Genomic DNA, 26,566 nt, shown 5'->3' with positions numbered 1-26,566 from the left:
TCAGAGCTTGCAGAACACCAAAGTGCCGTTGGTGCCCCCGAAACCGAATCCGTTCGACATCACCACGTCGAGTTTTTTCTCGCGCGGTACATTCGGTACGTAATCCAGATCGCAACCCTCGCCGGCGTTCTCCAGATTGATGGTCGGTGGCACGATGCCATGCTGCATGGCAAGAATCGACAGCACGGCCTCAACGCCGCCGGCAGCGCCGAGCAGATGGCCGGTCATCGACTTGGTCGAGCTGACCAGGGTTTTATAGGCGTGATCGCCCAGCGCCAGTTTCATGGCATTGGTTTCGGCCAGATCGCCCAAGGGCGTGGAGGTACCGTGTGCATTGAGGTAATCGATCTGGTCGGCATTGACACCGGCATCTTTCATCGCCATCACCATGCAACGCGACGGGCCATCGCCGGTATCGCTCGGGGCGGTCATGTGATAGGCATCGGAACTGGCGCCGAAGCCGGCCAGTTCGCAATAGATGCGGGCACCGCGGGCTTTGGCGTGTTCGTATTCCTCCAGCACCAGAATGCCGGCGCCGTCGCCAAGCACGAAACCGTCGCGGTCGCGGTCCCACGGACGGCTGGCGCGTGCGGGTTCGTCATTGCGGGTCGACAGCGCCTTCATGGCGCAGAAGCCGGCAACAGCGGTCGGTGTACAGCCATGTTCGGCGCCACCGGCCACCATGATGTCGGCATCGCCGTACTGGATCATGCGCATGGCCATGCCGATGGAATGGTTGGAGGACGCACAGGCCGAAACCGCCGAGAAGTTAGGACCCTTGAAGCCTTTCATGATGCACAACTGGCCGGAGATCATATTGATGATGGTGCTCGGCACGTAAAACGGCGAGACCTTGCGCGGGCCGCCCAGGTACAGATCGACCGCGGTCTCTTCGATGCCGCGGATGCCGCCGATGCCGGACCCGACCAGCACGCCGGCACGCTCGGCATTGGCCTCGGTGATTTCCAGACCGGCATCCTGCATGGCCATGAACGATGCGGCCAGACCGTAATGGATGAAGATGTCCATCTTCTTGACGTCTTTGGGTGGAAACCAGGCTTTCGGATCGAAATCCTTGACCTCACCGGCGATGTGGGTCGCCATGGCGCTGGCATCGAAATGGGTGATGTTGCCAATGCCGGAACGGCCATTCATGACGGCATCCCAGTTGCTGGCCAGATCGTTGCCCAGCGGCGACAGGATGCCCATACCAGTAACTACAACACGACGTTTCATAAGCGAGACTCCGGAATTTTGACAGCTCGGGGCGGCCGTGCCGCCCTCAATGAAGTGAATCGATAAAACGAAGCCCCTGCGCGTGGGATGCCACGCTCCGGCCTTCAACGCAGACTATTGTACCGTCCGTTTCGACAGAATACGAATCCGGATTCTGGTATGCCAGCCACCAGTTTTCATGCATGTGGAGAAAGCGGAAAGCCTCTGTTTGCGGTGATTTCGGAACCGTATTCCTGCTGCCGTGCACCAAGGCCAGATTGATGCCGGTACCACCGCCGAACGGCCGTCCCAACCAGAGCCAAGATTGGCCGGGACAGGGTTCGCGCTGGGTATCGACCAGAAGCATGCCGACCCGGTGCCTTACATCGGCATGCGCGGGAACCGCATACGGCGCTAAAGCCTCGATGCTCATGCGAACGTGCCAGCGCCAGCCGATCTCGGTGTCCGCAATCCAACCGGGCAAGTTAACAACAAACCCCGAAACCACGAGCAAAAAGGCCCCGGTAAACTGTGCGCGTAAAGAGGCCATGCCGTCCCGATAGCGCCGCAACCACAGCCCCGTCTCCAGCAATACCCAGAACAGCAGAATGTATCCGGAATAGAACAGGAAATCGTAAAGCCAAAGCCGTGGATCGAGATCTTCAGCCCAGGGTGAATAAACCGAGCCTGCCCATAACCAGAGCCCGCTGAGCAGAGTTAAAACAATGAGCCGGCAAATAGGCACAATCGACTGGAAGCAAACAGGGCCGCATCAAGCGGCCCTGTGGCAGTCCCTATCCCGGCAATTAAGCCTTGACGTGGGCTTTGATGTAATCGATGGCTTGCTGGATCGAGGTGATTTTTTCAGCTTCCTCGTCCGGAATTTCGCATTCGAACTCTTCTTCGAGTGCCATCACCAGTTCGACGGTATCGAGCGAGTCGGCGCCAAGATCATCCACGAACGAGGCGTTGGCGGTGGCTTCATCTTCCTTCACGCCCAGCTGCTCAACCACAATTTTCTTAACGCGTTCTTCAATAGTGCTCATGAAACTGTCTCCTCCCGAGGAGTAACGATTTTGGGCTGTGGAATCATGCCGCCGGCGCTTGGCCCAAACCACGCCGGACAGGATTTAGAGTATTTTATCAAACTTTGACCGGAATGGTCATGGCATGTACATACCGCCATTCACATTCAGGGTTTCGCCGGTGATATAGGCTGCCGCCGGACCTGCCAGAAATGCCACCGCCTCGGCGATATCAGACGGGTTACCCAGCCTGCCCAAGGCAATCTGCCCCATTAAGGCCTGTTTGGCTTCTTCTGGCAGCGTGTCGGTCATGTCGGTCTGAATGAATCCCGGCGCCACCACGTTGACGGTAATGCCACGGGAGCCGATTTCCTTGGCCAGGGACTTCGAAAAAGCAATGATTCCGGCCTTGGCGGCGGCATAGTTGGCCTGGCCGGCGTTGCCGGTCAAACCAATGACCGAAGCGATGTTGATGATGCGGCCCTTGCGCGCTTTCATCATGCCGCGCATGACCGCCTTACTGGTGCGGTAGACCGAACTCAGATTCGTGTCGAGAATGATGTTCCAATCCTCGTCCTTCATGCGCATCAGAATCTGATCACGGGTAATGCCGGCATTGTTGACCAATACGCTGATCGGGCCGATGCTCTTGCCAATGTCCTCGATGACGGTCTCGACCGCGGCGCTGTCGGTGACATCGAGCACTTTACCGAGACCGCCAAGGGCAGTCATACGGGCCGTGATGGCCTGTGCTCCGGCTTCAGTCGTGGCCGTGCCAACCACTTTGGCACCGCGCGCGGCAAGCAGGTCGGCAATCGCCGCACCGATGCCCCGGCTGGCGCCGGTGACCAGAACCACTTCACCGCTGAGATCATGGGTCATTGCGTGTCCTTATTCGAAAGTCTGTGATGCCGTAGCCTGCCACTCGGCGGCGCTGGCCAGATTATAGGTCGAAACCGATTTGTCGATGCGTTTGATCAGTCCAGACAACACCTTTCCGGGACCGCATTCCACCGTGTGGCGGACGCCGGCCGTTACCAAGACCTGCGTGCATCGGGTCCATAGCACCGGCAGGTAAAGCTGCTCGACGAGGGCGCGTTGAATCGCGGCAATGTCGGTTTTCGGTGCGGCATCGACGTTGTGAATGACCGGACGGTCCGGCATCTGCCAGATGACCGCAGCGATGGCGTTCTGCAGTTGCAACGCGGCCTCGTGCATCAGCGGAGTATGCGAGGGCACGCTGACCGCGAGCTTGACGGTTTTACGGATACCCGCCGTCTGCAGTGCGGCAATGGCACGGTCCACCGCATCGGCATGACCGCCGATGACGATTTGTCCGGGGGAATTGTAGTTGGCCGGCACCACCACGGAATCGGCTGTGCTGGCTTCGCTGCAGATCTGTTCAACCTGGGCATCCTCGGCACCAAGTACGGCCGCCATGGCCCCGGTACCGGTCGGCACGGCGGCCTGCATGAATTGGCCACGCAGGTGCACCAGATGTGCGCCGTCTTTCAGGGACAGTGCGCCGGAGGCGACCAGCGCCGCGTATTCGCCCAGACTATGGCCGGAAAGAATTGCCGGCTGTGGCAGCCCCTGCATCTGCCAAAGTCGCCAGAGCGCGATGTTTGCGGCAAGCAGTGCGGGTTGGGTGAATTCGGTCTGGTTCAGTCGGTCTTCGGGATTGTCCTGACTGATCTGCCAGAGATCGACACCAGCGCCCTCGGAAGCCTCGGCGAAGGTTTCGAGAATGACAGGATGCACGGTAGCCAACTCGGCCAGCATGCCGGGCGACTGCGAACCCTGACCAGGAAAAATGAATGCCAGTTGCGAAATCATGGGTTCAGCCGCTCCGTGGATGATTGGCCGCCATTAAACCAGTTATTCGACCGTACTCACAAGTCCGGTCGGATCAGTAGCGGATCAGTGCCGAGCCCCAGGTGAAGCCGCCGCCGAAGGCTTCCAGAAGCATTAACTGGCCGCGCTGGATTTTTCCGGAGCGCACCGCTTCATCCAGCGCCAGCGGCACCGAGGCGGCTGACGTATTTCCGGTCTTGTCGACGGTCACGATGACCTGGTCCATCGACATATCGAGACGCTTGGCGGTGGCCTCGATGATGCGCAGATTGGCCTGGTGCGGAATCAGCCAATCCAAATCGGCCTTGCTCAGGCCATTGGCGTTCAGGGTTTCGTCGACCACGGAGTCGAGCGCCTTGACCGCATGTTTGAAGACTTCACTGCCCGCCATGTGGATTTTCACGCCAGCATTGGGCGCGCCGATGTCGAAACCTTTGGAGGGACCGACCGGACAAATCAGCAGTTCTTTCTTGCCACCATCCGAATGCAGGTGGGTCGACAGAATGCCGGCTTCAGTGTCGGCTTTCAACACCACGGCGCCCGCGCCATCGCCGAACAGCACGCAGGTTGCGCGGTCGTTCCAGTCCACCAAGCGCGTCAGGGTTTCCGAACCGACCACAAGGGCGTTCTTGACGGTGCCGGCACGGATGAACTGATCGGCCACGCTCAGCGCGAAGATGAAGCCGGAGCAGGCGGCATTGACATCGAACGCCCCGCAGCCGCCGATGCCGAGTTTGTCCTGGAGCAGGCAGGCGGTGGACGGAAACACGAGATCCGGCGTGGTGGTGCCGACGATGATCAACTCGATTTCATCGGCCCGCAGACCGGCGGCTTCGAGTGCCTTCAGAGAAGCGTGGTAGGCCAGGTCACTGGTGGTTTCACCCTCGGCCGCGACATGACGCTCGCGGATGCCGCTGCGGCTGACAATCCACTCATCACAGGTGTCGACGATCTTTTCCAGATCGGCGTTGGTGAGGATCCGCTCGGGCAGATAGCTGCCGGTACCGGCGATGCGCGAAAATGTGGCCATGGAATCGTTGTCCTGTTTCAGAAAAGCTTAAGGCGAGCCGAAGCTCGCCTTAAATACCTTAGAGCATACCCGACAGCCGGGCAAGCCTTATTCTTCGGTTTCTTCGACAGCCGACTTGACGTCGACCACTTTACGGCCGCGGTAGAAACCGTCTTTGGTCACGTGGTGACGCAGATGGGTTTCACCGGTGGTCGGATCGGTGGCAAGCTGCTTGGCGGACAGCGCATCGTGCGAACGACGCATGCCGCGGGTGGACGGGGTACGACGGGATTTTTGAACGGCCATGGTAAGACTCCAAACGAAATGCTGATATTACGTGTTGTCCTTCAAGGCTTTCAGGGCCGCGAATGGACTGCTTTTTTCTTCCTCGACCGCTTCGTCCCCGCTCCATTTCGGATCCAGGTCTGAAGCGTCCGGATTGACCGGCACCAATGGCACCGCGAGCAGAAGCTCGTCTTCAATCAGTTGAGCCGGCGAAACTTCGCCATGCCCTTCAATCAATACCGCCTCCATGTCTTCAGGCAGCGAGGCTTCCTGCGCCTCATCGCTGATCAGTCCGAGACGCTGGTCGATTGCCACCGGAAGTGCGAAGCGCTCGAGTGTGCGCTGGCAAATCAGATGAAACACCGTATTCAATTGAATGTGCATGACATCCAACTTCAACGGATCGCGGTAGAACTCGACCACGTAGCTGCAGTCCCCTTCGGCATCTGCGAGAACACCGGCCAGGCGCGGCATATGCGCCAATGGCAGGCTTCCTTCGAAGCGACGCTGGTTGGCCACCATGCGCCAAACATCGAGTTGCGGGGGCAAGGTGACAGACATAAGTGCTAAATTCTAATGGATTCATCGACCTGAGTCAAATCAAGGGCCATCCGGGATTTCACTGGACCCCAAAGGGAGAGCTGCTACCGCGTAAAGGCGTCCGAGACGCCAAGCCGAGCATCTATCTCTATGAATTTATTATAACATCTGAATATTGACCTGTTTTGCACAGGGGCGGTTTAGAATGGCTTATTTGACCGGAATCGCCGATGTCCGTGCCCGCCGAAGGCCCCGCAAACCCAATCCGCGCTGAACTCCAGGTGGCCATGGCCACCTGTAATCGTCAGATTCTGGGTAATCCGCATGCGGTCAAATCCGCATTCATCGCTTTTCTGGCCGGCGGTCATCTGCTGATCGAAGACCTTCCCGGTCTCGGGAAAACCACCTTGGCCCGGACCTTGGCCGCAGCACTTGGCTTGGCCTTCAAACGCATCCAGTTCACCGCGGACCTCCTGCCCTCCGACATCCTCGGGGTTTCGGTATTCGATCCCGAAAAACGCCGATTCGAATTTCATCCCGGTGCAGTATTTACCGCCATTCTGCTGGCTGATGAAATCAACCGGGCACCGCCGCGGACACAAAGTGCGCTGCTGGAAGCCATGGCCGAACACCAGGTCAGTGTCGATGGCAGCACCTACCCGTTGCCCGATCCGTTTCTGGTCATCGCCACACAGAACCCGACCGATCTGTCCGGCACATTCCCGCTCCCGGACTCACAGCTCGACCGATTCACCCTGCGGATCCGTATGGGCTACATTCCGGCGGAGCAGGAGCGCGCCTTGCTCAAACATGGCGTTGCAGGCAGCAACGCGATTCAGTCCGAATTTCCCGATCCGGCGTCACTGCGGCAGCTGCGCACGGAGGTTCAGGCATTGCATTGCTCGGAAGCGCTGATTGATTACCTGCAACGGCTGATTGCACAATCACGGCAGTTTCCCGGCATCCGGGTAGGACTGTCTCCGCGCGCCGGCATGTCTCTGCTGTCCGCTGGCAAAGCCCACGCCTACATCGAAGGACGCGATTTCGTGAGCGCCAACGACATTCAGGCCGTTTTCATCGAAGCAGCCGCTCACCGCATCCATCCAGTCGTGGAAGGAAACAACCGGGAATTGGCCGAAGCGCTGCTTACCAGCGTTGCCGTCGACTGACATGGTCGGCGCTGCGGTCAGCAACGAAGGTCTGGCTGCATGGCTGAGACGGTTTCCGCTTTGGCGTGCCGGGCCACGCGATGCGCAACCACTGGTCATCGGTAACCGCCGTATCTACGTCTTGCCGACACGTTTCGGTCTTTTCATCGGCATCGCGCTGGCTGTGCTGAATCTGGGTAGCCTGAACTACAACAACAACGCCGCTCTATTGCTGGGATTTCTGGTCATCAGCCTGTGCAACAACGCCCTGATCGGCGGGCATCTGGCACTACTGGGGCTCCAGCTGCGCTCTCAAACACCACAGCCGGTGTTCGCTGGCCAGATGCTCAGCCTGACCGTCCTGGTTTCACAGCGCGCAATCCAAACACGCCACTACGTGATTTCGCATGGACCGTGCGAAACCGGCTTCATGCTCGGTGCAGAACCGCTCGGAGCAACGATATCGATTCCGACGGAAAAACGCGGTTACCTTCTGATTGACCGTATCCGTATTGCAACCCTGCACCCACTCGGCCTTGCACGCGCCTGGTGCACGCTGAACCTACAGGAAGATGTCATGGTTTATCCGATTCCGCAGGGTCGGGACTTGAACGCCTATTTCGCTACCGCTGATATGGGTAGCGGGCGGCAAAGCCGGCAGCAGACCGAGCAGCCGCATCACCTGCGTGAATACCGCAGCGGTGATTCCCGTAAACAGATTGCCTGGAAAGCCAGTGCGCGCGCCGGAAATCTGCAAGTCCGCGAATACGAGCACGGCAATGCCGACGAATTGCTCTTGGACTGGCATCGGCTTGGCCATCTGGACTACGAAGCCCGCATCTCACAACTCTGCCTGTGGGTGTTGCAGGCCGAACAAAGACAGCGCCGTTACGCCCTCAGCATTCCGGGAGTGCGTTTGGCATCGGGCTCCGGGGCCGAACACCAGCATCGCTGCCTGGAAGCCTTAGCCCTGCTCCCTCATGTCTAAGGTTCTCCGCAAATCAGGCGCACTCTGCACGCTCTTGGCCGTGCTGCCACTGATGCCCCAGCTGCCTGCAATCCTCATCGTGCTGCTTGTGGCGGTTTTAGCCGCCGCCTATTTCCTGCCTAAACCGCATCTGCTTCTGATCCTCGGGGTCTTGGGCGCGACACTCCTGCTTTTGCTGTTTGCATACCATGGAAGTTTCGGACGTGATACCGCTGCTGCCATGCTGGCCTTGATGATGGCCCTGAAGTGTCTTGAAACAACAAGCATGCGGGACCTGCGCGCCCTGCTCGGCTTTGCTTTGTTCCTGCCGTTCGCGGCATTATTGAGCGTACAAACTCCCATGACGCTGGCATTTTCACTGATCAGCGTGCTGTTCTGGTTATTCTTGCTTAAGATCAGCAGTACAGGAGCGTTGCTCCTGCCGGAGAAGTGGCATTGGTCCTCGTTTAAAGCACTGTTACGTGCATTGGTCATGGCCGTGCCGATGGCGGTTGCACTGTTCTGGCTGTTTCCACGCATCGGAACCCCCTTATGGGGACTGCCGGGACTGTCCGAGCAGGGCACGGGCCTGGGAGACAGCATGAAGCCCGGTCAATGGTTGGATATCCTCGCCGATGACCGCATAGCCTTCCGTGTCGACTTTACCGGACCCGTTCCGGCCCCGGAGCAGCGCTATTGGCGCGGACCGGTGCTTTGGGATTTCGATGGCATGGAGTGGCGGCGCAATCCACAGGACAGCCAGCCCGTTCCCGGTCGAGCGCCCCCGATACGGGATGGAGGTGCTGACGCGAACATCAGTTATCGGGTCAGTCTTGAACCGACGGAAAAGAAGTATCTACCGGTCCTGGATTGGCCGCGTCAGGCACCGGAACCCTACTCGCTCAGTGCCGACTCAAGTCTGTATTCCAGTACACCCATCCAGAAGATGACCCAATACTCGGCGACCGCATGGACGCAAGCGGATGCCACATGGCAATTGGGCGATGCCGAACGGCGGCGGGCTTTGGGCTTTCCGACGGCATTCAACAAACGCACACAGGCACTGGCGCTGCAGTGGCGGACGCAGACCGGAAGCGATCGCGATTACATTGCCCGAGTGCTGCAATGGATCCGCAGTGATTTCAGTTATACGCTGGCCACCGACCCGCCGCGCTTTGATGCCGTGGATCGTTTTCTATTCGAAGACCGCAAGGGTTTCTGCCAGCATTTCAGCTCATCTTTCGCGTTGCTCATGCGCGCCGCTGGCATTCCGGCACGGGTGGTCACCGGTTATGCCGGAGGTTACCGTAACCCCTACGGCGGTTACTGGGTTTTATACATCAAGGATGCACATGCCTGGACCGAAGTCTGGCTCGACGGTGAAGGCTGGGTCAGGATTGATCCAACGGCTGCCGTCGCGCCCGAAAACATTCTGGATACGCTGGCAGGAAGTGCCGGACAGGAACAATATGCCGGTGGTGGCGGCACATTCTCGCCCCTATTCGACTACGGAGATTTCATGCGTTCGCGCTGGAATGACTGGGTCATCGGCTTCAATGCCGCACGTCAGATGGCACTGTTCAAGAACATGGGCTTTGCCCGCGCCGATCGCTGGCAGATGCTACTGGTGTTGCTGGCCCTGGCCGGGCTGATTTCGTTTACGGTATTCAGTTTGTCAAAGCAGGCGCGTTTCAAGGAACACCCGGTGGAAGCAGCCTGGCACAAATTGTTAAGGAGACTGCAAAAGCATGGCCACATTAAGGCTACGCATGAAACCGCTGCAGATTTCGCGGCGCGGGTTGACGACACCGAGCTGAAAGCGATCGCAAGGCGCTACACCCAATGGCGTTACGCTAAAATATCCCTGAACCCGGATGAAACGTCACTGCTGATTGCGGATATCAAACACCACTCCGGAAAAATCATCAGACCGTTGGAATCCGGAGTCTGATACCGGTTATCATAATCATCATCACTATTCTAGAGGTCCACCATGTACCGTCTCGCCGCCCTGCTTGCCCTGCTCATGCCTGCATCCGCTTTGGCGGGCCCGTTACCCACGACGGTCCCTGTATCGATTCCAACCCATGACGCGTTTTTCAATGCCATCCGTCGCCACTGCGGAAAAGCCTTCGAAGGCAAAGTCAGTATCGACAATCCGGCCTCGCCGGGTTTTGAAGGTCGTCTGGTCATGCATGTCCGGAAGTGCACCGATACCCAGCTTCAGATTCCGTTCCATGTCGGCGAAGACCGATCGCGGACTTGGCTGCTCAGCAAAACCGGCTCTGGACTGCAACTCAAACACGACCACCGCCACGAAGATGGCAGCAGTGATCAATCAACGATGTACGGCGGGCATACGCTTGATGCCGGCTGGGCCACGGTACAGTCGTTTCCGGCAGACCAGTATTCAAAGGAGTTGTTTACTGCCGCTGGTAATCCGCAATCCAACGGCAATACGTGGCAGATGTATGTGTACCCGGAAAAATTCACCTACCGGCTGACCCGCGAAGGCCGTGAGTTCCGGGTGGATTTTGATTTAAGCAAGCCGGTAGCACCGCCGCCGACACCCTGGGGCTACTCGGACTGAATCCGCCCTGCCTTGCTCAGGCAAAGCCACCGGTCAGCGGCGCGCCGCCCAGCAGGTGCATGTGGATATGGAACACGGTTTGCCCGCCGTTGCGATTGCAGTTCATCACCACGCGGTAGCCGTCATCGGCAATTCCTATGGATTTGGCGTAGGCCTTTGCCGCCAGTATCAGCCCGCCAAGCAGTTGCGCTTCGGAGTCCGGAACATCATTGAGGGTATCGAAGCGGCGCTTGGGTACAAACAACACGTGTACCGGGGCCTGCGGCGCGATATCGCGGAAAGCAATGATGTCCTCGTTTTCAAAAACGATGTCGGCGGGAATCTGGCGATTGATGATTTTTTCGAAGATGCTGTCACTCATGATGATCCTCAGGGCATGTCGATGCGGGTGCCGAACGCGTGCGCCAGGGTGCCGCGGTCGACGTATTCCAACTCGCCGCCAATCGGCACGCCATGCGCGAGCTTGGAAGGCTTTACCTCGAACTGCCGGGCCAGCTGCGCCAGATAGTGCGCGGTCGCCTCGCCTTCCACGGTCGGATTGGTGGCAATGATCATTTCGGTAATCACGCCTTCGGCAAGGCGCTTGGCCAGTTTATCGAGACCGAGTTCGCGCGGACCGACTCCGTCCAAGGGCGACAGCCGTCCTTGCAGGATGAAATAAAGTCCGCGATACCCGGTGGCCAACTCAATCACCAACCGGTCGGCAGGGGTTTCCACCACACACAGCTGCGAGGAATCACGGGCGGCACTGGCACAGATGGTGCAGCATTCCTGTTCGGTGAAATCACGGCATTGGACACAATGGCCGATGCGCTTCAGGGACTCCTGCAATGTAGTGGCCAGACGCATGCCGCCCTCGCGATTACGCTCCAGCAAATGATAGGCCATACGCTGCGCGCTCTTCTGGCCCACGCCAGGCAAACAGCGAAGGGATTCCATCAACTGACTCAGCAGGTCACTCTGGCTCAAAACGGAAGCTTCATTCCCGGCGGCAGCGGCATACCGGCGGTGACCGCAGCCATGCGCTTGTTGCTTTCCTCATTGGCTTTGGCCACGGCATCATTGACGGCCGCGACAAGAAGGTCTTCGAGCATCTCAGCATCGCCAAGAACGCCGGGGTCGATAGCGACTTTGCGGGCTTCGAATTTGCCGGTCAAGGTGACTTTGACCGCACCGCCACCGGATTGTCCGGTCACTTCCATCTGTGCCAGCTCATCCTGCACTTTCTGCATGTTTTCCTGCATGCGCTGGGCTTTTTGCATCATCTGGGCGATATTGCCTCTCATAACATTCTCACTTCAATTCCAAAGGACGGATGGAATCCGGAACGATCTGCGAACCTTCGGCCAGAAGGGCGTTGACCACCGGATGGTTCTGAAACTCGGCTTCGGCCTGATTCTGCCGATTGAGTTTGGATTCGGTTTGCCGGCCATGCAGGGTTTCGGCCGCGGCATCGCGTAGTTTCTCGAATTTGAGTTGCACCGGACTGCCGAAGGCTTCACTCAGCGCATTCTGAAAACGTTCGCAAAGAGCCGGACTGAGACTCTCGTACAAATCGGCCGGATACGACAGCAGCAGCTGTGAGCCGTTACGGGCAACGAAGCCGCTGTGGGCGCCGAGCTGGCCGAGCGGACCTTTAAGTGCAAGACGTGCCAATAACTGCAGCCAATGTTCCGCCGTATCCGGAATATCAGCCGGTACGGCCGCGGCAACCGGTTCCGGTTTTGCAGGCGGTGGCGCCGTAGCTTCTTGACGGGGCGCCGGGGATGGCGATGGGCTGGCCGTCGTCTGTACAGGTGGGGCCGATCGCGTTACGACAGGCTGGGCATCGGCTCCAGCCGGCATGAACGCCAACATACGCAGCAATGACATTTCGAATCCGACCCGTGCTCCCGGTGCGAAATGCAAGTCACGGCGTCCCATCACCGCCATCTGATACCAGAGTTGCACCAGTTGGGGATCGAGATGCTGCGCAAACGTCTTGATGGGCACGCGCTGCAGCGAAGGCCGGTAATTCGGGACCAGCTGTACCAGTTGGATTTCATGCAGGGCCTGCGCCAGACGGTCGAGCACCTGCTCGAAATCGGGCGCAAAAGACGCCAATTGTTCGATGGCCGCCATCAGCGCCTCGCCATCACGGGCTCCGAGCGCATTCAGAAGTTGTTCGATCTGGCTGCGATCAACGGTACCGAGCATGGACTGCACCAATTCGGCCTGCAAGCTGCCGCCGGTGTAGGCAATGGCCTGGTCGAGCAAGGACAGTCCATCACGCAGACTGCCATCGGCGGCTTCGGCCAGCAAATCGATGGATTCGGCGTCAAAACCGATGCCTTCAGCCGACAGAATATGCCGCATCTGCCCGGATATCTGTTCGGGTTCCAGCCGGCGCAGATTGAACTGCAAACAGCGGGACAGCACGGTCACCGGCAGTTTTTCCGGGTCGGTGGTGGCCAGCAGGAATTTGACGTGCTCGGGCGGTTCTTCCAACGTCTTCAACAGGGCGTTGAAGGCGTTTTTCGAAAGCATGTGCACTTCGTCGATCAGGTAGACCTTGGTGCGCCCGCGTGAGGGCATGTACTGGGCATTGTCGATCAGGGCCCGGACATCATCGACGCCGGTATGGCTGGCGGCGTCGATTTCAATCAGGTCGGGGTAACGGCCGTTGTCGATGTCGGTGCAGGTGCCGCAGACGCCGCAGGGATCTTTCGATGTTCCGGATTCGCAGTTCAGGCTTTTCGCGAAAATCCGGGCAATGGTGGTTTTACCGACACCACGGGTACCGGTGAACAGGAACGCATGGTGCACACGACCGGTTTCCAGAGCATGGCTGAGGGCACGCACCACATGCTGCTGGCCGACCAGTTCGGCGAAACGTTTCGGACGCCATTTTCGTGCTAAAACCAGATAAGACATGGGCTTTCCCGTATTCAGAGCCTCATTTTGCCATATTTGGGCCGGCCCGGAACAGCGGCAGGCAACTTGTGGAAAGACCGGTGCTCGCGTATAATCCGCGGTTCACATCAGGTGATTTACATCTGCGGAGAGGTGTCCGAGCGGTCGAAGGAGCACGCCTGGAAAGTGTGTAAACGGCTAAACCCCGTTTCGAGGGTTCGAATCCCTCTCTCTCCGCCACTTCTGATACGGCCAAGCGCCGCGTTTCAATGGTGGCCCCTGTCGGCCCTCGCGACGATAGATTGAAAACCCCGCCAGGGCCGGAAGGCAGCAACGGTATTGATTGATTCGGGCGACGAGGTCAACCGGCAGGGGCTGCCACCCTCAGCCCTCGCGCCAACGTGCCTCGCCATCGGCATATCCTTCGCGCTTCCAGATTGGAACCCGCGACTTCACTTCATCGATGATCCAGCGGCAGGCGGCAAATGCCGCGTCGCGATGGGCGGCGCTGACCCCGACCCATACCGCCATGTCACCGATCGCGCAGTCGCCGACACGATGGATGCATCGGGCATCGATGATCTCGAAACGGGCCAGAGCTTCCGCCAGAATGCGTTCACCTTCATGCTCGGCCAGTTCTGGGTAGCAGTCGTAATGCAGGCCGAGCACCGGCCGTCCGGAATGATGATTGCGCACCCAGCCTTCAAAGGCCGCGTAGGCGCCGCAACGCGCATCGGTTAGCGCTTCACGCCAGGCGCGGTTATCGATTGCCGAATCGGTAATGCGGAAATGCATTCAGCCTCCGGATACCGGCGGAATGAACGCGATGACATCGCCATCCAATGGCACGTATTGCCAGTCGCAGAAGGCGCCGTTGCAGGCCACCCGAAGCTGATTTTGCGCATGCTTGAAGCCGTACTGCCCGCAAAGCACCGCATAAAGCTCAGGCAGCGATTCCGGTCGGGGCAACTGCTCTTCATTGACGCCGGCCGCATCCCGCAATGCCGCGAAATAAAGGACGGTCACGCTCATTGAGCTGACACCGTGCGTTTTCCGCCCTGTTTTTCACGCAACTTGACCGGCCCGATTTCGATGGCATGGCTGAGCGCCTTGCACATGTCATATACCGTCAGGGCAGCGGCCGAGGCGCCGGTGAGCGCCTCCATCTCGACACCGGTCTTGCCGGTGACGCGGACCGTGCAGAGGATGCGCAGGGTCTGTTTATTCTGCCAGTCAATTTGGAACACGCAGCCCTCGATAGCCAAAGCATGGCAGAACGGAATCCACTGCGCGGTGTTTTTGACCGCCATGGTGCCGGCGATGACGGCGGTATCGATAACGGCACCTTTGGCACTGCGCATGCCCTGTCCTCGCAGCTGCTCGGCCACGGCTTTTGGAAAGCGGACATCGGCACTGGCACTGGCCATGCGGACGGTCACGGCTTTGTCACCAACATCGACCATGGCCGGGCGTCCGGCGGCATCAATGTGGGTCAATTGCGGTTTGCCACTTTTCTTTCCGGCCACATCAGCCTCCGATGAAGAACATTTCGATTTTTTTACGGGCATCTGCGGCATGCCGGATTTCACTGTAACGGTCGGTGCGGTGCCGCCACAAGGCACCGATTTCGGTCGAGAGCCTTTCAGCCGAACGCAGATACGGTTTCAGATCGAAGCCGGCACTGGCGAACAGGCAGGTAAACAGCTTTCCGTCCACCGAGAGGCGCGCACGGTTGCAGTCTCCACAGAACGGCGCACTGACCGAAGCGATGAACCCGACCTCGCCGCCGCCGGATACGGCATAGCGCGCAGCGACCTCGCCCGGCGCGGCAGGCGCCATCGGCGTCAACTCATAACGGGACTGCAGGCAGGCCAGGATTTCGGAGACAGGCACGACCTCATCGCTGCGCCAGCCGTTGCAACTTCCGACATCCATGTATTCGATGAAACGCATGACATGGCCGCGGTTTTTGAAAAACTCGAACAAAGGCAGAATCTGGGATTCATTCAGTCCCCGCTGTACCACGCAGTTGATCTTGATCGGTCCGAACCCTGCACGTTCGGCGGCGGCGATACCCTCCAAAACCTGGGACAGACTGCCACGCCCTCCACTCATGTGCCGGAACAGCGTTTCGTCCAAGGCGTCCACGCTGACCGTAATCCGGTCGAGTCCAGCCTGGCGCAATGCATGGGCTTGTGCGGCTAGCAGCGATCCGTTGGTGGTCAGCGCAAGATCTTCGAGCCCATCGATCCGCTTCAACAAGCCGATCAACTCCGGAAGATTGCGGCGCAGCAGCGGCTCGCCGCCGGTCAAACGGATTTTACGCACCCCATTGGCAACGAATGCCTGTGCAATCTGCGCAATATCGGAAAACTCCAGACGCTGCTTGGCACCCAGGGCCATTTCATCCACGGTACCTTCCGGCATGCAGTACGGGCAGCGGTAGTTGCAGGTTTCCATCACCGATATGCGCAGATCCCGCAGTGGTCGACCAAGGGCATCGGTCACGGGAGCCGGAGCCACTGCCTGTAATTGCGGCATCATGCCAAGGGTCCAGGCACAGGCGTCGGCAGGGCGAAAGCCTGACCCGTCTTAGCGACACGGAAGCCTTGGGCCTGCATGACCTCACCATCAACAGTTGAGGCGTAGTGATACAGAACCAAGGATGGCCACCATGACGCAGGATAATCGCGCTGGATGTCGGCCAGACCGGTGTGCGAAGGATTGCCGTCCAGCCCGCAGTCATGCGCGATCAATTCGCCTGCCGCAACGCCATCGCCAAGCCGTTCCGGAATGGGACGGGTATCGCCGGTCCAGATGAAGCTTCCGGGCAGACGCAGACCAAAGGCGGAATCCGGCTGATGGTGGCGGACCGGAAACACGGAGAAATGCAGACCTAAATGCCAGAAACCGGTGCTGACCGGAATCAACTGGAATGCGTCCCACCAGTTGGCACCACCCTCGGCCAGTACGCCCGGATAATCAGCCAATCGGGATTGCATGGCCGGCACGATGGCTGCCGGTACGAACAGTTTGATCTTGCCGCGCAGGGCATCATCGAAAAAAGCCGTATAGAACAGGCGTTCCAGGCCACCGACGTGATCCAGATGCAAATGCGTGATGAAGATGGCCTGCGGCGCCTCCCCGTAGCGCGCCAGATAGGCGGTCAGGGCTTCCTGGCCGCAGTCAATCAGCAGCTGCGGTATTCCATCGCGCTCCAGCACGGCACTGGCCGATCCCAATACCGGAGCAGCCTGCGAATTACCGACGCCAAGAAAGCGCAATTGCCAATTCATGCCAAGCCCTCGTTATGCGCCGCGAGCAGACGCTGGAATCCTTCAGAGCGTTCAGCAGCGTCCACCATCGGACATTCTTTATCAATCGAGCGCTGCAAGCGCGCCAATACTCGTCCGGTCCAGATTCCGGCCCGGCCGCGCATACGGCCTTTATCCCAATCGATGACATGCAAGCCGTCGGCATTGCACAGGATGTTGTTGGCATTCAGATCGGCGTGCTGGGCGCCGGCACGATGGAATCGCGCAATCAATGCACCGGCCTCCGCCCATGGCGCATCGCCTTGTCGGATGTGATCGGCAAAGGATCGGGCTTCAGGGATGCAACGGGTCAGCAGGGCCGCCCGATAGGTCAACCCGAATCGCAGACAAAACGCCGCCATCGGCTCGGGGACCGGCAGGTCCTGACAGCGCAGCACTGCCAGCATCCGGTATTCCGCGAAACTGCGGGCACGCGCAAGGCCCGTATAGAGGTAGGAGGCCTCGGACAACAAGGCGGCACGGCCACCGCGCCGGTAATGCTTCAGCACAGCCTGGCCGGTCGACGTTTCAACAAACCAGGCCCCACCGCGGCCACCCTGTCCGGTTACCGGCCGTGCCGAGCTGTAAGCACTTGCGTTAAACTGACGGGCATCCGGCACCGGCAACAGCCGGGATGCATACAACACCGTGCAGACCCCATCCGCACCCGTGAAGTTGACGCATTCGGTTTGGCCATCCCGTTCAATCATTGCAAGAGTGTACCAAGTGAACCCAACCGCCGCCGTAAAATCCGTGTGCATTTTAAGATTATCGGCACTCGGCGATGCCACGCATGTCCTGCCGTTGATCCGGACCTTGCAGAAAAATCTGCCGGAATGCCGCATCACCTGGATTCTCGGTAAAGGCGAAGCCAAACTGATGGAAGGTCTTGAAGGCGTCGAGCTGATTGCCTTCGACAAGAAAACCGGCCTGCAGGGGCTGAAAGACCTGACACAGGCGCTGGATGGCCGACGCTTCGACGTGCTGCTGCAGATGCAGCTGGCGCTGCGCGCGAATCTGGTGTCGGCGGTGATTTCGGCAAAGCGCCGGATCGGCTATGACCATGAAAGGGCCAAAGAAGGCCACGGTTTGTTCGTCAACGAACGCATCCGGCATGACCGTCACCATGTGCTCGATGTGTTCGGGCTTTTCGCCGATCCGCTGGGATTCCGGCAGACGGAAGTGACTTGGGGGCTGCCGGTACCGCCGGAAGCGCATGCCTGGGCCGCCGCGCAATGGCCTGAAGGCAAACGGACGCTGTTGATCTCGCCGTGTTCCAGCCATGCGCTGCGCAACTGGTTGCCCGATCGCTATGCGGCCGTGGCCACGCATGCCATGGGTCAAGGCTGGCAGGTGGTTTTATGCGGAGGCCGGAGCGCACTCGAGCGCGATATGGGCGACGCGATCATCGCCGCCATGCCGGAGAAACCGATTGATCTGATTGGCAAGGACACGCTGAAACAATTGCTGGCCCTGTTGGCTCGGGCTGATTTGGTGATGACCCCGGACTCCGGGCCGGCACACATGGCCAACGCGATGGGCAGCAAAGTGCTCGGTCTCTATGCGTGCACCGATGGTACACGCTCCGGTCCGTATTCGGATCTGCGCTACACGGTCAATCGCTATCCGGAAGCCGCCATCCAGTTTCTGGACAAACCGGCCGCCGCGCTGCCGTGGGGCAAGCGCGTCGAATTCCCCGGGGTGATGGCCATGATCGGCGTAGACGATGTCATCGCCCGCTTCGAACGCTATCGCACCGAGAACGGCTGACGCGCAGAGACTCAGGGCGTGCGGTAGTCCTGATAGGACTTTTCTTCAACATACGCCGAACCGAGCGCAAGATTGATGTCTTTCTTGATCCGCGCACGCTCGTCATTTTCAAAATAAACCGCGCGCGCCAATTTGATGAACTCGGCATCGAAACGCTGGGCTTTCTCCAGGATACGGATATCGTCTTCGATGACCCACAGGCGCTCATTCACGGCCTTGAGCTGCCCCATCAATTCGCTGATATCGGTCGCCGAAGCCGGATGGGCCGCCCATGTTTTTTCGAGTGCGCTCAGTTCCTTGCGGACATTGGCGACTTTGACCGCATCACTCATCCGTTCGGACTTGATTTGCAGGATGGTCACTTTATCCAGCAGTTCACCAAAGGAGACGGGGGCGAGGATTTCAGACATGACGGACTCATAAGCGATTGAGGTTTCAGGATTATAGTCGATGCTGGCAGATCGGAACGGATTGCCACTGGCTCCTTTCCCGGAGCAAAATGTGAATCGGTTCACAAAAACCCAGACTTGCCCTACTATGAAGTCAGGGAACACACTGGGGATGGGGCAATGTCATTGAAATCGTTCACTGAATTTCTGTGTATCGGCATGCTTGCGGCAGTTGCCGCCGGATGCAGCAGCAGCACGCCGGAGGCACAGGCCAGCCGGCCACCGCCAGTCGACGATCCCAACATCGAAGTCAAACGCACCATCGTGATGACCGGTGCCGACCAATGCCTGCTGAAAATCCAACGTGGCCGTGACGAGCCGGAGTTGCTGACTCCCAAGGCCTGCGATCAGGTGACTGCCGCCGACGGCCATGTTACCAAAGTCAGCATCCGTTTCGATGCCCCCTGCAAGACCTATCCGTTCAGGAATATCATCGGTGAGCTTTATTTCGTCGATGAAAAAAGCATCGCCAGCCGGAACAGCGCCTGCCCGGTCGAATCGTTCAATACCAGTTATGGCTGGACTCTGGCAAAACAGTAAAGTCCCTCACGGCCCCGCCACCAAGAGTTTTCAGTTCGGACACACATCGCCTTCCTTGACCCTCGGCAATAATGGGTAACGGATCCGGCCGATTGACGGCAATGACCAGGCGATCATTCCGCCGCTTTGTCGACCCTTTCGATTCGATAACCCCAGCCATAGACCGGGAATATCTGCCAGCCGTGCTTAGGGCCGATATCGAGCTTGCGCCGGATTCGGCTGACATGGGTGTCAACGGTGCGGGTATCGACATCCGCGTTCAGCCCCCAAAGCTTTTCAAGCAGGGCAACCCGCGACAGCAAAACGCCGGGGCTCTGGAACATATGACACACTAACTCGAATTCCTTCTGGGTAAGCTCGACTGCCTTGCCATCGACTTCGATGCAGCGCCTTTCGCGGTCGACCCGGTAATCGCCGAAATTAAGAACCTGTGGCGGCTTGGATCTCCGGGCAAGCGATTCAATGCGGGCCATCAACTCATGGTGTTTCGGCGGCTTGACGACATAATCATCGGCGCCGGCCTTGAGAGCGGACACGATATCCAGCTCGGCATCCTTTGCCGTGATGAAAATCACGGGAATATCCCATCCGATGTTTTTGCGCACCCAGGCCAGCACATCGATACCACTGCCATCCGGAACCATCCAGTCGATGATCAGGATGTCGTATTTAGCGGACTGCAGGGCATCGGTGAATTTCTGGGCGGTATCGAAACAGTCACAGTTGAATCCATCCGCACTGAACCACAGGCGATACATCTCCTGTTGCGTGATTTCGTCTTCAAGTATCCCGATATGCATGTCTGGTCTGAAACGCCCTTGTCACTCCCTCGCCCATTGTAAAGCAAAATCCAAAGCCCAGAAGCCTCGGAGTGCCGAGGCGGCCGTGCTAGAATCGTATGAAATCCCTGCCATGACCGCCATCGAACCTTCCATGCTATCCGTACCGGTTCCCCAGGAATTCCGTGGCCGCCGTATTCTGGTCGCGGAGGACAATGCTTTCAACCGAACCATCATCAGCCAATGGCTGGCGATGGCGGGCATCGAAGTGGTTCTGGCCGGCTCCGGCGGAGAAGCCTGTTCCGCACTCGTTGCCGCCGATCCCGACTTGGTATTCATGGATGTCCGGATGCCTGACATGGATGGCATCGAAGCGACCCGCCACATTCGCAAGTCCGGTTTCAGCAAGCCAATAGTCGGGCTTTCGGCCGCGACCAGCAATGCCGACCAAACTGCCTGTCTGGATGCGGGAATGAACGACTTTCTCGCCAAGCCGATAGATGCCGATGAACTCTGGGGCTGCCTGACCCGCTGGCTGCAGCCGTGCGGAAGACCAGAAGCCGATGCCAGAACCGCCGACGCGTCCTCCGGAACGGAAGTCGAAACCCGCTTCCTGGGCAATGCCGGCTCGCTGGCACGTGCCCGCGAGGCTTTCATCGTCTGCCATCGCGATGACTGCATTCAGTTGCGGAACATGCTTGCCGAAGGAGATTGCACGGGTATGGCCAATCTTGCGCACGCCTTGAAAGGTTCGGCGGCGACCATCGGTCTGGAGGCACTCTCCAAGCTGGCATTGGCACTGGAAAAGAAAATCCAGATGCAGGCCGATACGGATGAAGTGCTGCAGCTGATCAACTGGATCGATAACCAGCTGGCGCATCTGGTGGAATCCCGGTGACCGGTCCGATTGCCATCTGAATGAAAAAGCCCCTGCTGGCAGGGGCTTTAGAACTACTGGCGGAGAGGGAGTCCGCCTGATTGAAGTCCGACATTGTCCAGAAGTTTCCATTATTAACATATATATCATTATGTTATGGAATATAATCGTCCAAGATGATCCTTTACAATCCCATTGAATCTGATTATAATTTGATAGTCATTTTGATAGTCTTAGGATAGCATGGCACGCCAACACCAACGACTTTCAGCTCTCAAAGTCACCAAACTCACCAAGCCAGGATTATATGGCGACGGGGGCGGTTTGACGCTTCAGATTACCTCCACTGGTTCAAAGTCATGGCTGTTTCGGTACATGGTGGCCGGAAAGCCGTTCGGGATGGGATTGGGGCCAACACATACCGTGAGCCTGACCGAGGCACGGCAGAAAGCTCAGGCTGCGCGGAAACTGCTGCTCGAGGGCATCAATCCTTTGGTAGCCAAGAAACAAAGCAAGCTCGCAGCTACTCTGATCGAGGCCAAGAAGATGAGCTTCGACCAATGTGCCGCAGCGTATATCCTTGCGCACAAGGCTGGATGGAAGAACGCCAAACACTGCGACCAGTGGACAAACACGCTTAGCACCTACGCCAGTCCTGTGTTCGGTCATTTGCCCGTGGCCGATATTGATACCTCCCTGGTCATGAAGTGTCTAACCCCGATTTGGGAGAGCAAGACCGAAACCGCCAGCCGTGTACGTGGGCGTATCGAGTCCGTTTTGGGCTGGGCTACCACCAGCGGTTATCGTACCGGCGAGAATCCTGCTCGTTGGAAGGGTCACCTCAAAAACCTGCTGGCCAACATCAGCAAATCCAGCCGGATGAAGAATCATCCATCACTAGCATGGCAGCACATCGGATCATTTATGTCGGCTCTGCGAACGCGTGAGTGCGTATCTGCTAAAGCGGTTGAGTTCGCCATTCTGACCGCCTGCAGGTCGGGAGAGGTGCGCGGTGCTCGCTGGCCCGAGTTCGATATAGCGGGCAAAATCTGGACAATTCCTGCTGTACGCATGAAAGCCAAACGCGAACATCAAGTGCCATTGAGTCACGCTGCGTTGGCTTTGCTGGAATCAATGCCCAAAGTCGACGACGCTGAACTAGTGTTTGCCGGTTCGAAAGGTCAGCCTCTGTCGGATATGTCTCTAACCGCCGTTATTCGGCGTATGAACGGCGATGAGAAGCCCGTCTGGGTGGATGCCAACGGCAATGGCATCACAGTTCATGGATTCCGCAGCACCTTTCGCATGTGGGCAGCAGAGAGCACGAATTATCCGCGTGAAGTTGCCGAACACGCCCTATCGCATCAACTACCAGATGCTGTCGAACGGGCTTATCAGCGTGGTTCACAGTTCGTCAAACGCGCGGCTTTGATGGCAGACTGGTCAGTTTATTGTGCGACTGTACCGACTGATGCTGTGGTCAAGCCAATACGAGGCACAGCCTAATGCAATTAAATCCGAGGCTGACAAGACGGTAATAGTGCGGTGACGGATCAGTAAGACAACCCCCAGTCCTTTTGTTACTTAAGCTGAAGCATATCCTGAGGATGCTTTAATAATTGACTTAAGATTTAAATTTCCAGAGCGATGTGCTTGTCGTGCTTTTGCTATTAACTCTTCAAATGACAGGACATTGTTTTTATGTCGCTTATGTGAGACACGAAATGCTGGAAAATCCTCTAATATAACATTCAACTCTTCATCTGTTACCCCATAGATATCCAGGACTACAGCGTCAATTGCTGCTCGAATCTTCGCACGATTCTCGTACCAGACATCAGAATTTTCAACTAGCTCGTCATGCGCTATGAGATATTTGGCAGCACCAATAAGAAACCTATTATTCTTGCTCATTGATCGAGGTGGCAGCGGAATATTTCGCCAGTAAAACTGATTTATTGTCGTAGAAACCCATCGTCTCATCAGCCAATCAACAACCAAAGAGTTTGCTAAAGCAAGCCAAAGCAAGTGCGAATCATAAGATTCATCATATAAATTCAGGACCGGAACTTTATTCCCGCAAACGGCAAAGGGCGGAATCATGGCTGCAAGCACTGTTCGCTCATTAGCGTGACCGCTTATTTCACAATACGCCGCTCTTGGACGAGCCTGCCAACCGCGTGAAATCGCATATGGTTCGGGCACAAAATAGTGCGGAAATATTTGCCGCTCTTCAGGTCGTGGCACCCTCCACTTGGCTGATCGGCCTTGACCATGCACATACAATTTAGCAACACAATCATACTGATGAACCATTCGTCCTTCATAAAGGGGGAGAAGAGCGATAGCAGAATTTTTTGATAGCCAACGCCCATCGGCTTGGCGTTCGTAACCATCTTTAATTGCCCGATTAGATTCAATAAACGCTGACGAATCATTCGTCATGTCCAATTCACGATTGAATTTAAAAGCCCAATGGCCTGATACTGTAGCGGCGGTTGGATAAGTTTTATATAGGCGCAAAAGCAGGTCTCTTTCTTGCGGAGTCCGTACTTCGGGTATCAAAGAATCGACCCCGCCTACCGCAGATAAATATTTAATGCTAAGTCTATTTTTGGCATTATTATCGCTTGCTTTGATATCCTCAACCCCAAATTTTGCGTTTAGAATCCCTCCTCGACGACCCTTTTTAAATTGTATCGAACAAAACCTATACATCGAATGTATATCGAAAATCTTTCGTCGGTTAATATATTCAACAAGATTTAGCACTTCGCCTTGCTCAAATATCAAGCGACGCAATGCTGCAGACCCCTGGGCTCTTAGCACTCCAGACGGTAAAAGCAACGAAGCAATTCCATCATCTGCCAATAGCGCAACTGATCTCTCCACAAAATATTTGTATAAATCAGGGTCTCCTGATGAGTCGGAGTTCAGCCTATATTCCGTAGAGTTTTTTAGGTTATTAGAAAGTAAAATCGTCTTATTAACATGATCATTCCAGCCAGCCTTAACCAAGTCGCTCAAATGTGTATCTAGATAACGCCCTAGATCACTACCCTGATATAACCTAACCCTTTCATCAATATGTTCAAAAAATTCGTGCCGAAGTGGGCGTAGTTTACTCCAAGGCGGATTTGTTACTATGACACTAAATCCACGCTTTTTGCGACTTGGAAACCATGAGCGCCAATCTGCTAAAGAGCTACAAATGGCATCACCTACTTTCAAGTGACGATCCATTGCAAGTGGCTTCCACTTTTTGTCGCCTATCTCTGCGATGATTAGGGATCTGACTGTCGCAATAGCAATTGGATCGATATCAACGCCATATAAGCAGAATCTGGCAATTTCGGATTTTAGCAATTGATTGGAATACTTTGAAAATCCTTGTTTCTCTCCTAATATTTTTGCGCCTATGCGAATGGCTGCCAGAAGGAATGATCCACATCCAACTGCTGGATCAAGTATTGAAACTTGCCGCAATTCTTGAATAGATGAGATAGATGAAAAAGCATTCCGCAGTGCAGGCTCAAGCATGGCTTCGGCTAATTCAGGAGGCGTGAAATAAACGCCTCCACTCCTTTGTTCAGAAGAAGTGGAAATTTCTAATTTTTCTTGTGCATTTTTGACAATGCATTTTCCGCTTAACTGTTCAAACGAAGCCCCTACCTTTGCTGCGGCTCCGCCGTCAGTTTTATCTTTAGCAACTAACTCACGCATTGCAACTTCGAGCCTGTTTACAGCAGTTAGACGCCTCGTTTTAACTAAACCATCAAAATTCAGCCCTTTCGCATCGTATAGAGCCGACAACGAAGCTTCAATAGTCCTAGCAAACGCGTATTCATGTATGGCCGCAAGACTCCTACTTTTATTGTGTGCGGCTTGTTCTGCGAAAGCCAAGTAGGCTTCATCAACAATTTCTGAAAATTCAAGTGTATTCTTTTTCACGATTGTGAAACCTCAGCCTGACTCAATATGTCCTGCAATACTGAAGCAAGCTTCTGATCAACTTTTTGCAAGTCATTTAGCGAATGCAGTCCAACTAAATCAATTGCCACTGCACCCACATGCAGCGTTGTTCCAAACGCATCAACTGTCCAAACTTGCAAATCACCGTCCGACAGTTCTGCGTCTCCGTGCACTTTTGGGTACACTAGTAATCCTACACGACAGCGTTGTGCTGTCATTGCAGCAACTAGCTCATATACGTCTTGATTCACGGGCTTCTTATTTTTAGCCCCACTTTGGTCAGAAAGGCGTTTATATTTTGCGTCAACTATTGCCACTGCCTTGTCTACATTCTTAACAACATTGTCTGGTTTTGAATAAAAGACCACTTTCCCATCGCTCGTCGGCATAGCGTAGGCCGTTTGAACCTGGGCATTTACTGTAAGCTTTAGCTTTTCCACCCGTGACACAGCCCGTTGCAAACTACATTGAACGAAATGTTCAAAAAGCTTCTCCATATTGAACACGAATGAATAACCATTCTGCGAGCCGCGACTTGCGGTGTGACTGAGGCCTGCAGAAAGCATTGAGGCGATTTCAAGCGCTCCTGTCCATGTTCGAAATTGTGGGGGCGGGTTAACTTGCATGCCCCTCATTGCGATCGACCGGTCAGGCCTACCTGGAAAGAGTTGTGAAATATCGCTTACTCTTCGTCGTATACTGGAGGATCTAACAGAAGCAGTCAACGCCTGGGCCGCCCATTTAAGCAACCCATTGAAAGGATTCACGGCGTCCAATTGATTAACGTCACATTCCAACAAGTGAGGACGGACAAAGACGGATTTTATTTGTCGCTGAAGATTTAGGCGACCTCGCATTATAGGCAATCGCTCTTCACGCGTTTGATAGGTGTGAATCATTTGATCCGATAATCCTGCTTCCACCGAATCAAGGAAAGCTATTGCCATCAAGTCAACGAAATTATGGCGGGATGCGGATAAATATTTGGAGCGATTATAAGCAATATGACGCTTTTTTGCATACTGCATCAGTAATAAAAGGCTTGCATCCCAATCGGCAGATATCATGCCTTGAGGTACAAACTTGGGTGCGATTTCTAGAACTGTGTCACCGGTGCTAATTGTTCCTGCAATACCTGACACAGATACTTCAATACCGCTTACACCGGTACGAAAATCAAAAGGATCAAAACGAAGTCCGAGAGAATTACGAAGCTTCTTACCTATTTTTAAGAGATCATTTTTTAATCTTAGTGTGTCTACTTTGCTTGAAGGAACAATGTCAGTAAGTAGGCACCAACTTCCATTTTCAATAAGGAATGCAGTACTTGTAGACACCAT

30 protein-coding genes, 1 tRNA gene and 1 other RNA gene are annotated in these 26,566 nt (G+C 56.2%); 10 read left to right on the top strand and 22 right to left on the bottom strand.

What is annotated here, in order from left to right; genetic code table 11:
- The 8 genes from fabF to ACIQ1A_RS06635 all read right to left on the bottom strand — a co-directional run bounded on the left by fabF (position 1) and on the right by ACIQ1A_RS06635 (position 5,949).
- Positions 1-1,236, bottom strand: coding sequence for a beta-ketoacyl-ACP synthase II (fabF, locus tag ACIQ1A_RS06670; RefSeq protein WP_395770281.1), 1,236 nt, complete (start codon positions 1,234-1,236; stop codon positions 1-3).
- Positions 1,237-1,282: 46 nt separating this feature from the next.
- On the bottom strand, positions 1,283-1,960 hold the full coding sequence (locus ACIQ1A_RS06665) for a hypothetical protein (protein WP_395770280.1): 678 nt from the start codon (positions 1,958-1,960) through the stop codon (positions 1,283-1,285).
- Between the two features lie 61 nt (positions 1,961-2,021).
- Positions 2,022-2,261, bottom strand: coding sequence for an acyl carrier protein (gene acpP / locus ACIQ1A_RS06660; RefSeq protein ID WP_395770279.1), 240 nt, complete (start codon positions 2,259-2,261; stop codon positions 2,022-2,024).
- A 117-nt stretch (positions 2,262-2,378) separates the two neighbouring features.
- Positions 2,379-3,122, bottom strand: a complete 744-nt coding sequence (gene fabG, locus ACIQ1A_RS06655; protein WP_395770278.1) for a 3-oxoacyl-ACP reductase FabG — start codon at positions 3,120-3,122, stop codon at positions 2,379-2,381.
- A gap of 9 nt (positions 3,123-3,131) precedes the next feature.
- On the bottom strand, positions 3,132-4,076 hold the full coding sequence (fabD, locus tag ACIQ1A_RS06650) for an ACP S-malonyltransferase (RefSeq protein ID WP_395770277.1): 945 nt from the start codon (positions 4,074-4,076) through the stop codon (positions 3,132-3,134).
- A gap of 73 nt (positions 4,077-4,149) precedes the next feature.
- A complete protein-coding gene (locus tag ACIQ1A_RS06645) occupies positions 4,150-5,124 on the bottom strand; it encodes a beta-ketoacyl-ACP synthase III (RefSeq protein ID WP_395770276.1) in 975 nt (324 codons plus the stop codon).
- An 87-nt stretch (positions 5,125-5,211) separates the two neighbouring features.
- Entirely contained in the window at positions 5,212-5,409 is a 198-nt protein-coding gene (gene rpmF / locus ACIQ1A_RS06640; protein WP_297798976.1) for a 50S ribosomal protein L32, read from the bottom strand.
- Between the two features lie 27 nt (positions 5,410-5,436).
- Positions 5,437-5,949, bottom strand: a complete 513-nt coding sequence (locus ACIQ1A_RS06635) for a YceD family protein (RefSeq protein ID WP_395770275.1) — start codon at positions 5,947-5,949, stop codon at positions 5,437-5,439.
- 209 nt (positions 5,950-6,158) lie between these two features.
- Here ACIQ1A_RS06635 and ACIQ1A_RS06630 point away from each other — a divergent pair, with 209 nt between their 5' ends.
- From ACIQ1A_RS06630 to ACIQ1A_RS06615, 4 genes are read left to right on the top strand one after another with little or no spacing between them, the layout of a single operon-like run.
- Positions 6,159-7,097 (top strand): AAA family ATPase, encoded by a 939-nt coding sequence (locus tag ACIQ1A_RS06630; RefSeq protein ID WP_395770274.1) that lies wholly within the window; start codon positions 6,159-6,161, stop codon positions 7,095-7,097.
- Position 7,098: 1 nt separating this feature from the next.
- Positions 7,099-8,064 carry a DUF58 domain-containing protein gene (locus tag ACIQ1A_RS06625; protein WP_395770273.1) on the top strand — a complete coding sequence of 322 codons (966 nt, stop codon included), beginning with the start codon at positions 7,099-7,101 and terminating at the stop codon, positions 8,062-8,064.
- Positions 8,057-9,994, top strand: coding sequence for a DUF3488 and DUF4129 domain-containing transglutaminase family protein (locus tag ACIQ1A_RS06620; protein WP_395770272.1), 1,938 nt, complete (start codon positions 8,057-8,059; stop codon positions 9,992-9,994). Before ACIQ1A_RS06625 ends, ACIQ1A_RS06620 begins: the two co-directional genes overlap by 8 nt.
- A gap of 42 nt (positions 9,995-10,036) precedes the next feature.
- On the top strand, positions 10,037-10,633 hold the full coding sequence (locus ACIQ1A_RS06615) for a hypothetical protein (protein ID WP_395770271.1): 597 nt from the start codon (positions 10,037-10,039) through the stop codon (positions 10,631-10,633).
- A gap of 16 nt (positions 10,634-10,649) precedes the next feature.
- Here ACIQ1A_RS06615 and ACIQ1A_RS06610 read toward each other — a convergent pair whose 3' ends face one another.
- The 4 genes from ACIQ1A_RS06610 to dnaX are packed head-to-tail and all read right to left on the bottom strand — an operon-like array spanning position 10,650 to position 13,546.
- A complete protein-coding gene (locus tag ACIQ1A_RS06610) occupies positions 10,650-10,994 on the bottom strand; it encodes a histidine triad nucleotide-binding protein (RefSeq protein WP_395770270.1) in 345 nt (114 codons plus the stop codon).
- Positions 10,995-11,002: 8 nt separating this feature from the next.
- Complete coding sequence (gene recR, locus ACIQ1A_RS06605) at positions 11,003-11,602, bottom strand: recombination mediator RecR (RefSeq protein WP_395770269.1); 600 nt, start codon at positions 11,600-11,602, stop codon at positions 11,003-11,005.
- On the bottom strand, positions 11,599-11,919 hold the full coding sequence (locus ACIQ1A_RS06600) for a YbaB/EbfC family nucleoid-associated protein (protein ID WP_395770268.1): 321 nt from the start codon (positions 11,917-11,919) through the stop codon (positions 11,599-11,601). Before ACIQ1A_RS06600 ends, recR begins: the two co-directional genes overlap by 4 nt.
- Positions 11,920-11,926: 7 nt before the next feature.
- Positions 11,927-13,546: a DNA polymerase III subunit gamma/tau gene (dnaX, locus tag ACIQ1A_RS06595; protein WP_395770267.1), complete on the bottom strand. Its 1,620-nt coding sequence runs from the start codon at positions 13,544-13,546 to the stop codon at positions 11,927-11,929.
- Positions 13,547-13,672: 126 nt separating this feature from the next.
- Between dnaX and ACIQ1A_RS06590 the strand changes: the two genes are divergently transcribed.
- Both ACIQ1A_RS06590 and ffs read left to right on the top strand, forming a co-directional pair.
- Positions 13,673-13,765 (top strand) — tRNA-Ser (locus tag ACIQ1A_RS06590).
- Positions 13,766-13,803: 38 nt separating this feature from the next.
- Positions 13,804-13,895, top strand: an RNA gene (ffs, locus tag ACIQ1A_RS06585) — signal recognition particle sRNA small type.
- A 14-nt stretch (positions 13,896-13,909) separates the two neighbouring features.
- Here ffs and ACIQ1A_RS06580 read toward each other — a convergent pair.
- Genes ACIQ1A_RS06580 through ACIQ1A_RS06555 form a run of 6 tightly spaced genes read right to left on the bottom strand, consistent with a single transcriptional unit; the run spans position 13,910 to position 17,549 of the window.
- Positions 13,910-14,320 carry a molybdenum cofactor biosynthesis protein MoaE gene (locus ACIQ1A_RS06580; protein ID WP_395770266.1) on the bottom strand — a complete coding sequence of 137 codons (411 nt, stop codon included), beginning with the start codon at positions 14,318-14,320 and terminating at the stop codon, positions 13,910-13,912.
- On the bottom strand, positions 14,321-14,557 hold the full coding sequence (locus ACIQ1A_RS06575) for a MoaD/ThiS family protein (protein WP_395770265.1): 237 nt from the start codon (positions 14,555-14,557) through the stop codon (positions 14,321-14,323). It lies immediately after the preceding gene.
- Positions 14,554-15,093 (bottom strand): cyclic pyranopterin monophosphate synthase MoaC, encoded by a 540-nt coding sequence (moaC, locus tag ACIQ1A_RS06570; protein ID WP_395770264.1) that lies wholly within the window; start codon positions 15,091-15,093, stop codon positions 14,554-14,556. Before moaC ends, ACIQ1A_RS06575 begins: the two co-directional genes overlap by 4 nt.
- A complete protein-coding gene (moaA, locus tag ACIQ1A_RS06565) occupies positions 15,053-16,069 on the bottom strand; it encodes a GTP 3',8-cyclase MoaA (RefSeq protein ID WP_395770263.1) in 1,017 nt (338 codons plus the stop codon). Before moaA ends, moaC begins: the two co-directional genes overlap by 41 nt.
- Complete coding sequence (locus ACIQ1A_RS06560) at positions 16,066-16,821, bottom strand: MBL fold metallo-hydrolase (protein ID WP_395770262.1); 756 nt, start codon at positions 16,819-16,821, stop codon at positions 16,066-16,068. The genes moaA and ACIQ1A_RS06560 overlap by 4 nt, the downstream gene beginning before the upstream one ends.
- Positions 16,818-17,549, bottom strand: coding sequence for a 3-deoxy-D-manno-octulosonic acid kinase (locus tag ACIQ1A_RS06555; RefSeq protein ID WP_395770261.1), 732 nt, complete (start codon positions 17,547-17,549; stop codon positions 16,818-16,820). The genes ACIQ1A_RS06560 and ACIQ1A_RS06555 overlap by 4 nt, the downstream gene beginning before the upstream one ends.
- A 16-nt stretch (positions 17,550-17,565) precedes the next feature.
- Between ACIQ1A_RS06555 and ACIQ1A_RS06550 the strand changes: the two genes are divergently transcribed.
- On the top strand, positions 17,566-18,609 hold the full coding sequence (locus ACIQ1A_RS06550) for a glycosyltransferase family 9 protein (protein ID WP_395770260.1): 1,044 nt from the start codon (positions 17,566-17,568) through the stop codon (positions 18,607-18,609).
- An 11-nt stretch (positions 18,610-18,620) separates the two neighbouring features.
- Here ACIQ1A_RS06550 and ACIQ1A_RS06545 read toward each other — a convergent pair whose 3' ends face one another.
- Positions 18,621-19,019: a DUF6165 family protein gene (locus ACIQ1A_RS06545; RefSeq protein WP_395770259.1), complete on the bottom strand. Its 399-nt coding sequence runs from the start codon at positions 19,017-19,019 to the stop codon at positions 18,621-18,623.
- A gap of 159 nt (positions 19,020-19,178) precedes the next feature.
- Here ACIQ1A_RS06545 and ACIQ1A_RS06540 point away from each other — a divergent pair, with 159 nt between their 5' ends.
- A complete protein-coding gene (locus tag ACIQ1A_RS06540; RefSeq protein WP_395770258.1) occupies positions 19,179-19,598 on the top strand; it encodes a hypothetical protein in 420 nt (139 codons plus the stop codon).
- 113 nt (positions 19,599-19,711) lie between these two features.
- On the opposite strand, the gene ACIQ1A_RS06535 is transcribed toward ACIQ1A_RS06540, so the two are convergent.
- Positions 19,712-20,398: a response regulator transcription factor gene (locus ACIQ1A_RS06535; RefSeq protein ID WP_395770257.1), complete on the bottom strand. Its 687-nt coding sequence runs from the start codon at positions 20,396-20,398 to the stop codon at positions 19,712-19,714.
- Between the two features lie 112 nt (positions 20,399-20,510).
- Between ACIQ1A_RS06535 and ACIQ1A_RS06530 the strand changes: the two genes are divergently transcribed.
- Positions 20,511-21,275, top strand: coding sequence for a response regulator (locus tag ACIQ1A_RS06530; RefSeq protein WP_395770256.1), 765 nt, complete (start codon positions 20,511-20,513; stop codon positions 21,273-21,275).
- A gap of 222 nt (positions 21,276-21,497) precedes the next feature.
- The gene (locus ACIQ1A_RS06525; RefSeq protein WP_395770255.1) at positions 21,498-22,760 is read left to right on the top strand and encodes a tyrosine-type recombinase/integrase; all 1,263 of its coding nucleotides are present in this window, start codon (positions 21,498-21,500) and stop codon (positions 22,758-22,760) included.
- A gap of 78 nt (positions 22,761-22,838) precedes the next feature.
- Here ACIQ1A_RS06525 and ACIQ1A_RS06520 read toward each other — a convergent pair whose 3' ends face one another.
- Both ACIQ1A_RS06520 and ACIQ1A_RS06515 read right to left on the bottom strand, forming a co-directional pair.
- The gene (locus tag ACIQ1A_RS06520; RefSeq protein WP_395770254.1) at positions 22,839-25,205 is read right to left on the bottom strand and encodes an Eco57I restriction-modification methylase domain-containing protein; all 2,367 of its coding nucleotides are present in this window, start codon (positions 25,203-25,205) and stop codon (positions 22,839-22,841) included.
- Positions 25,202-26,566: an McrC family protein gene (locus ACIQ1A_RS06515; protein ID WP_395770300.1), complete on the bottom strand. Its 1,365-nt coding sequence runs from the start codon at positions 26,564-26,566 to the stop codon at positions 25,202-25,204. The genes ACIQ1A_RS06520 and ACIQ1A_RS06515 overlap by 4 nt, the downstream gene beginning before the upstream one ends.

The sequence above is a fragment of the Arenimonas sp. genome (assembly GCF_044353605.1).
Taxonomy (GTDB): Bacteria; Pseudomonadota; Gammaproteobacteria; order Xanthomonadales; family Xanthomonadaceae; genus Arenimonas.
Note: the sequence above shows the minus strand (reverse complement) of the source record. Positions and strands in the feature narration are given on the sequence as shown.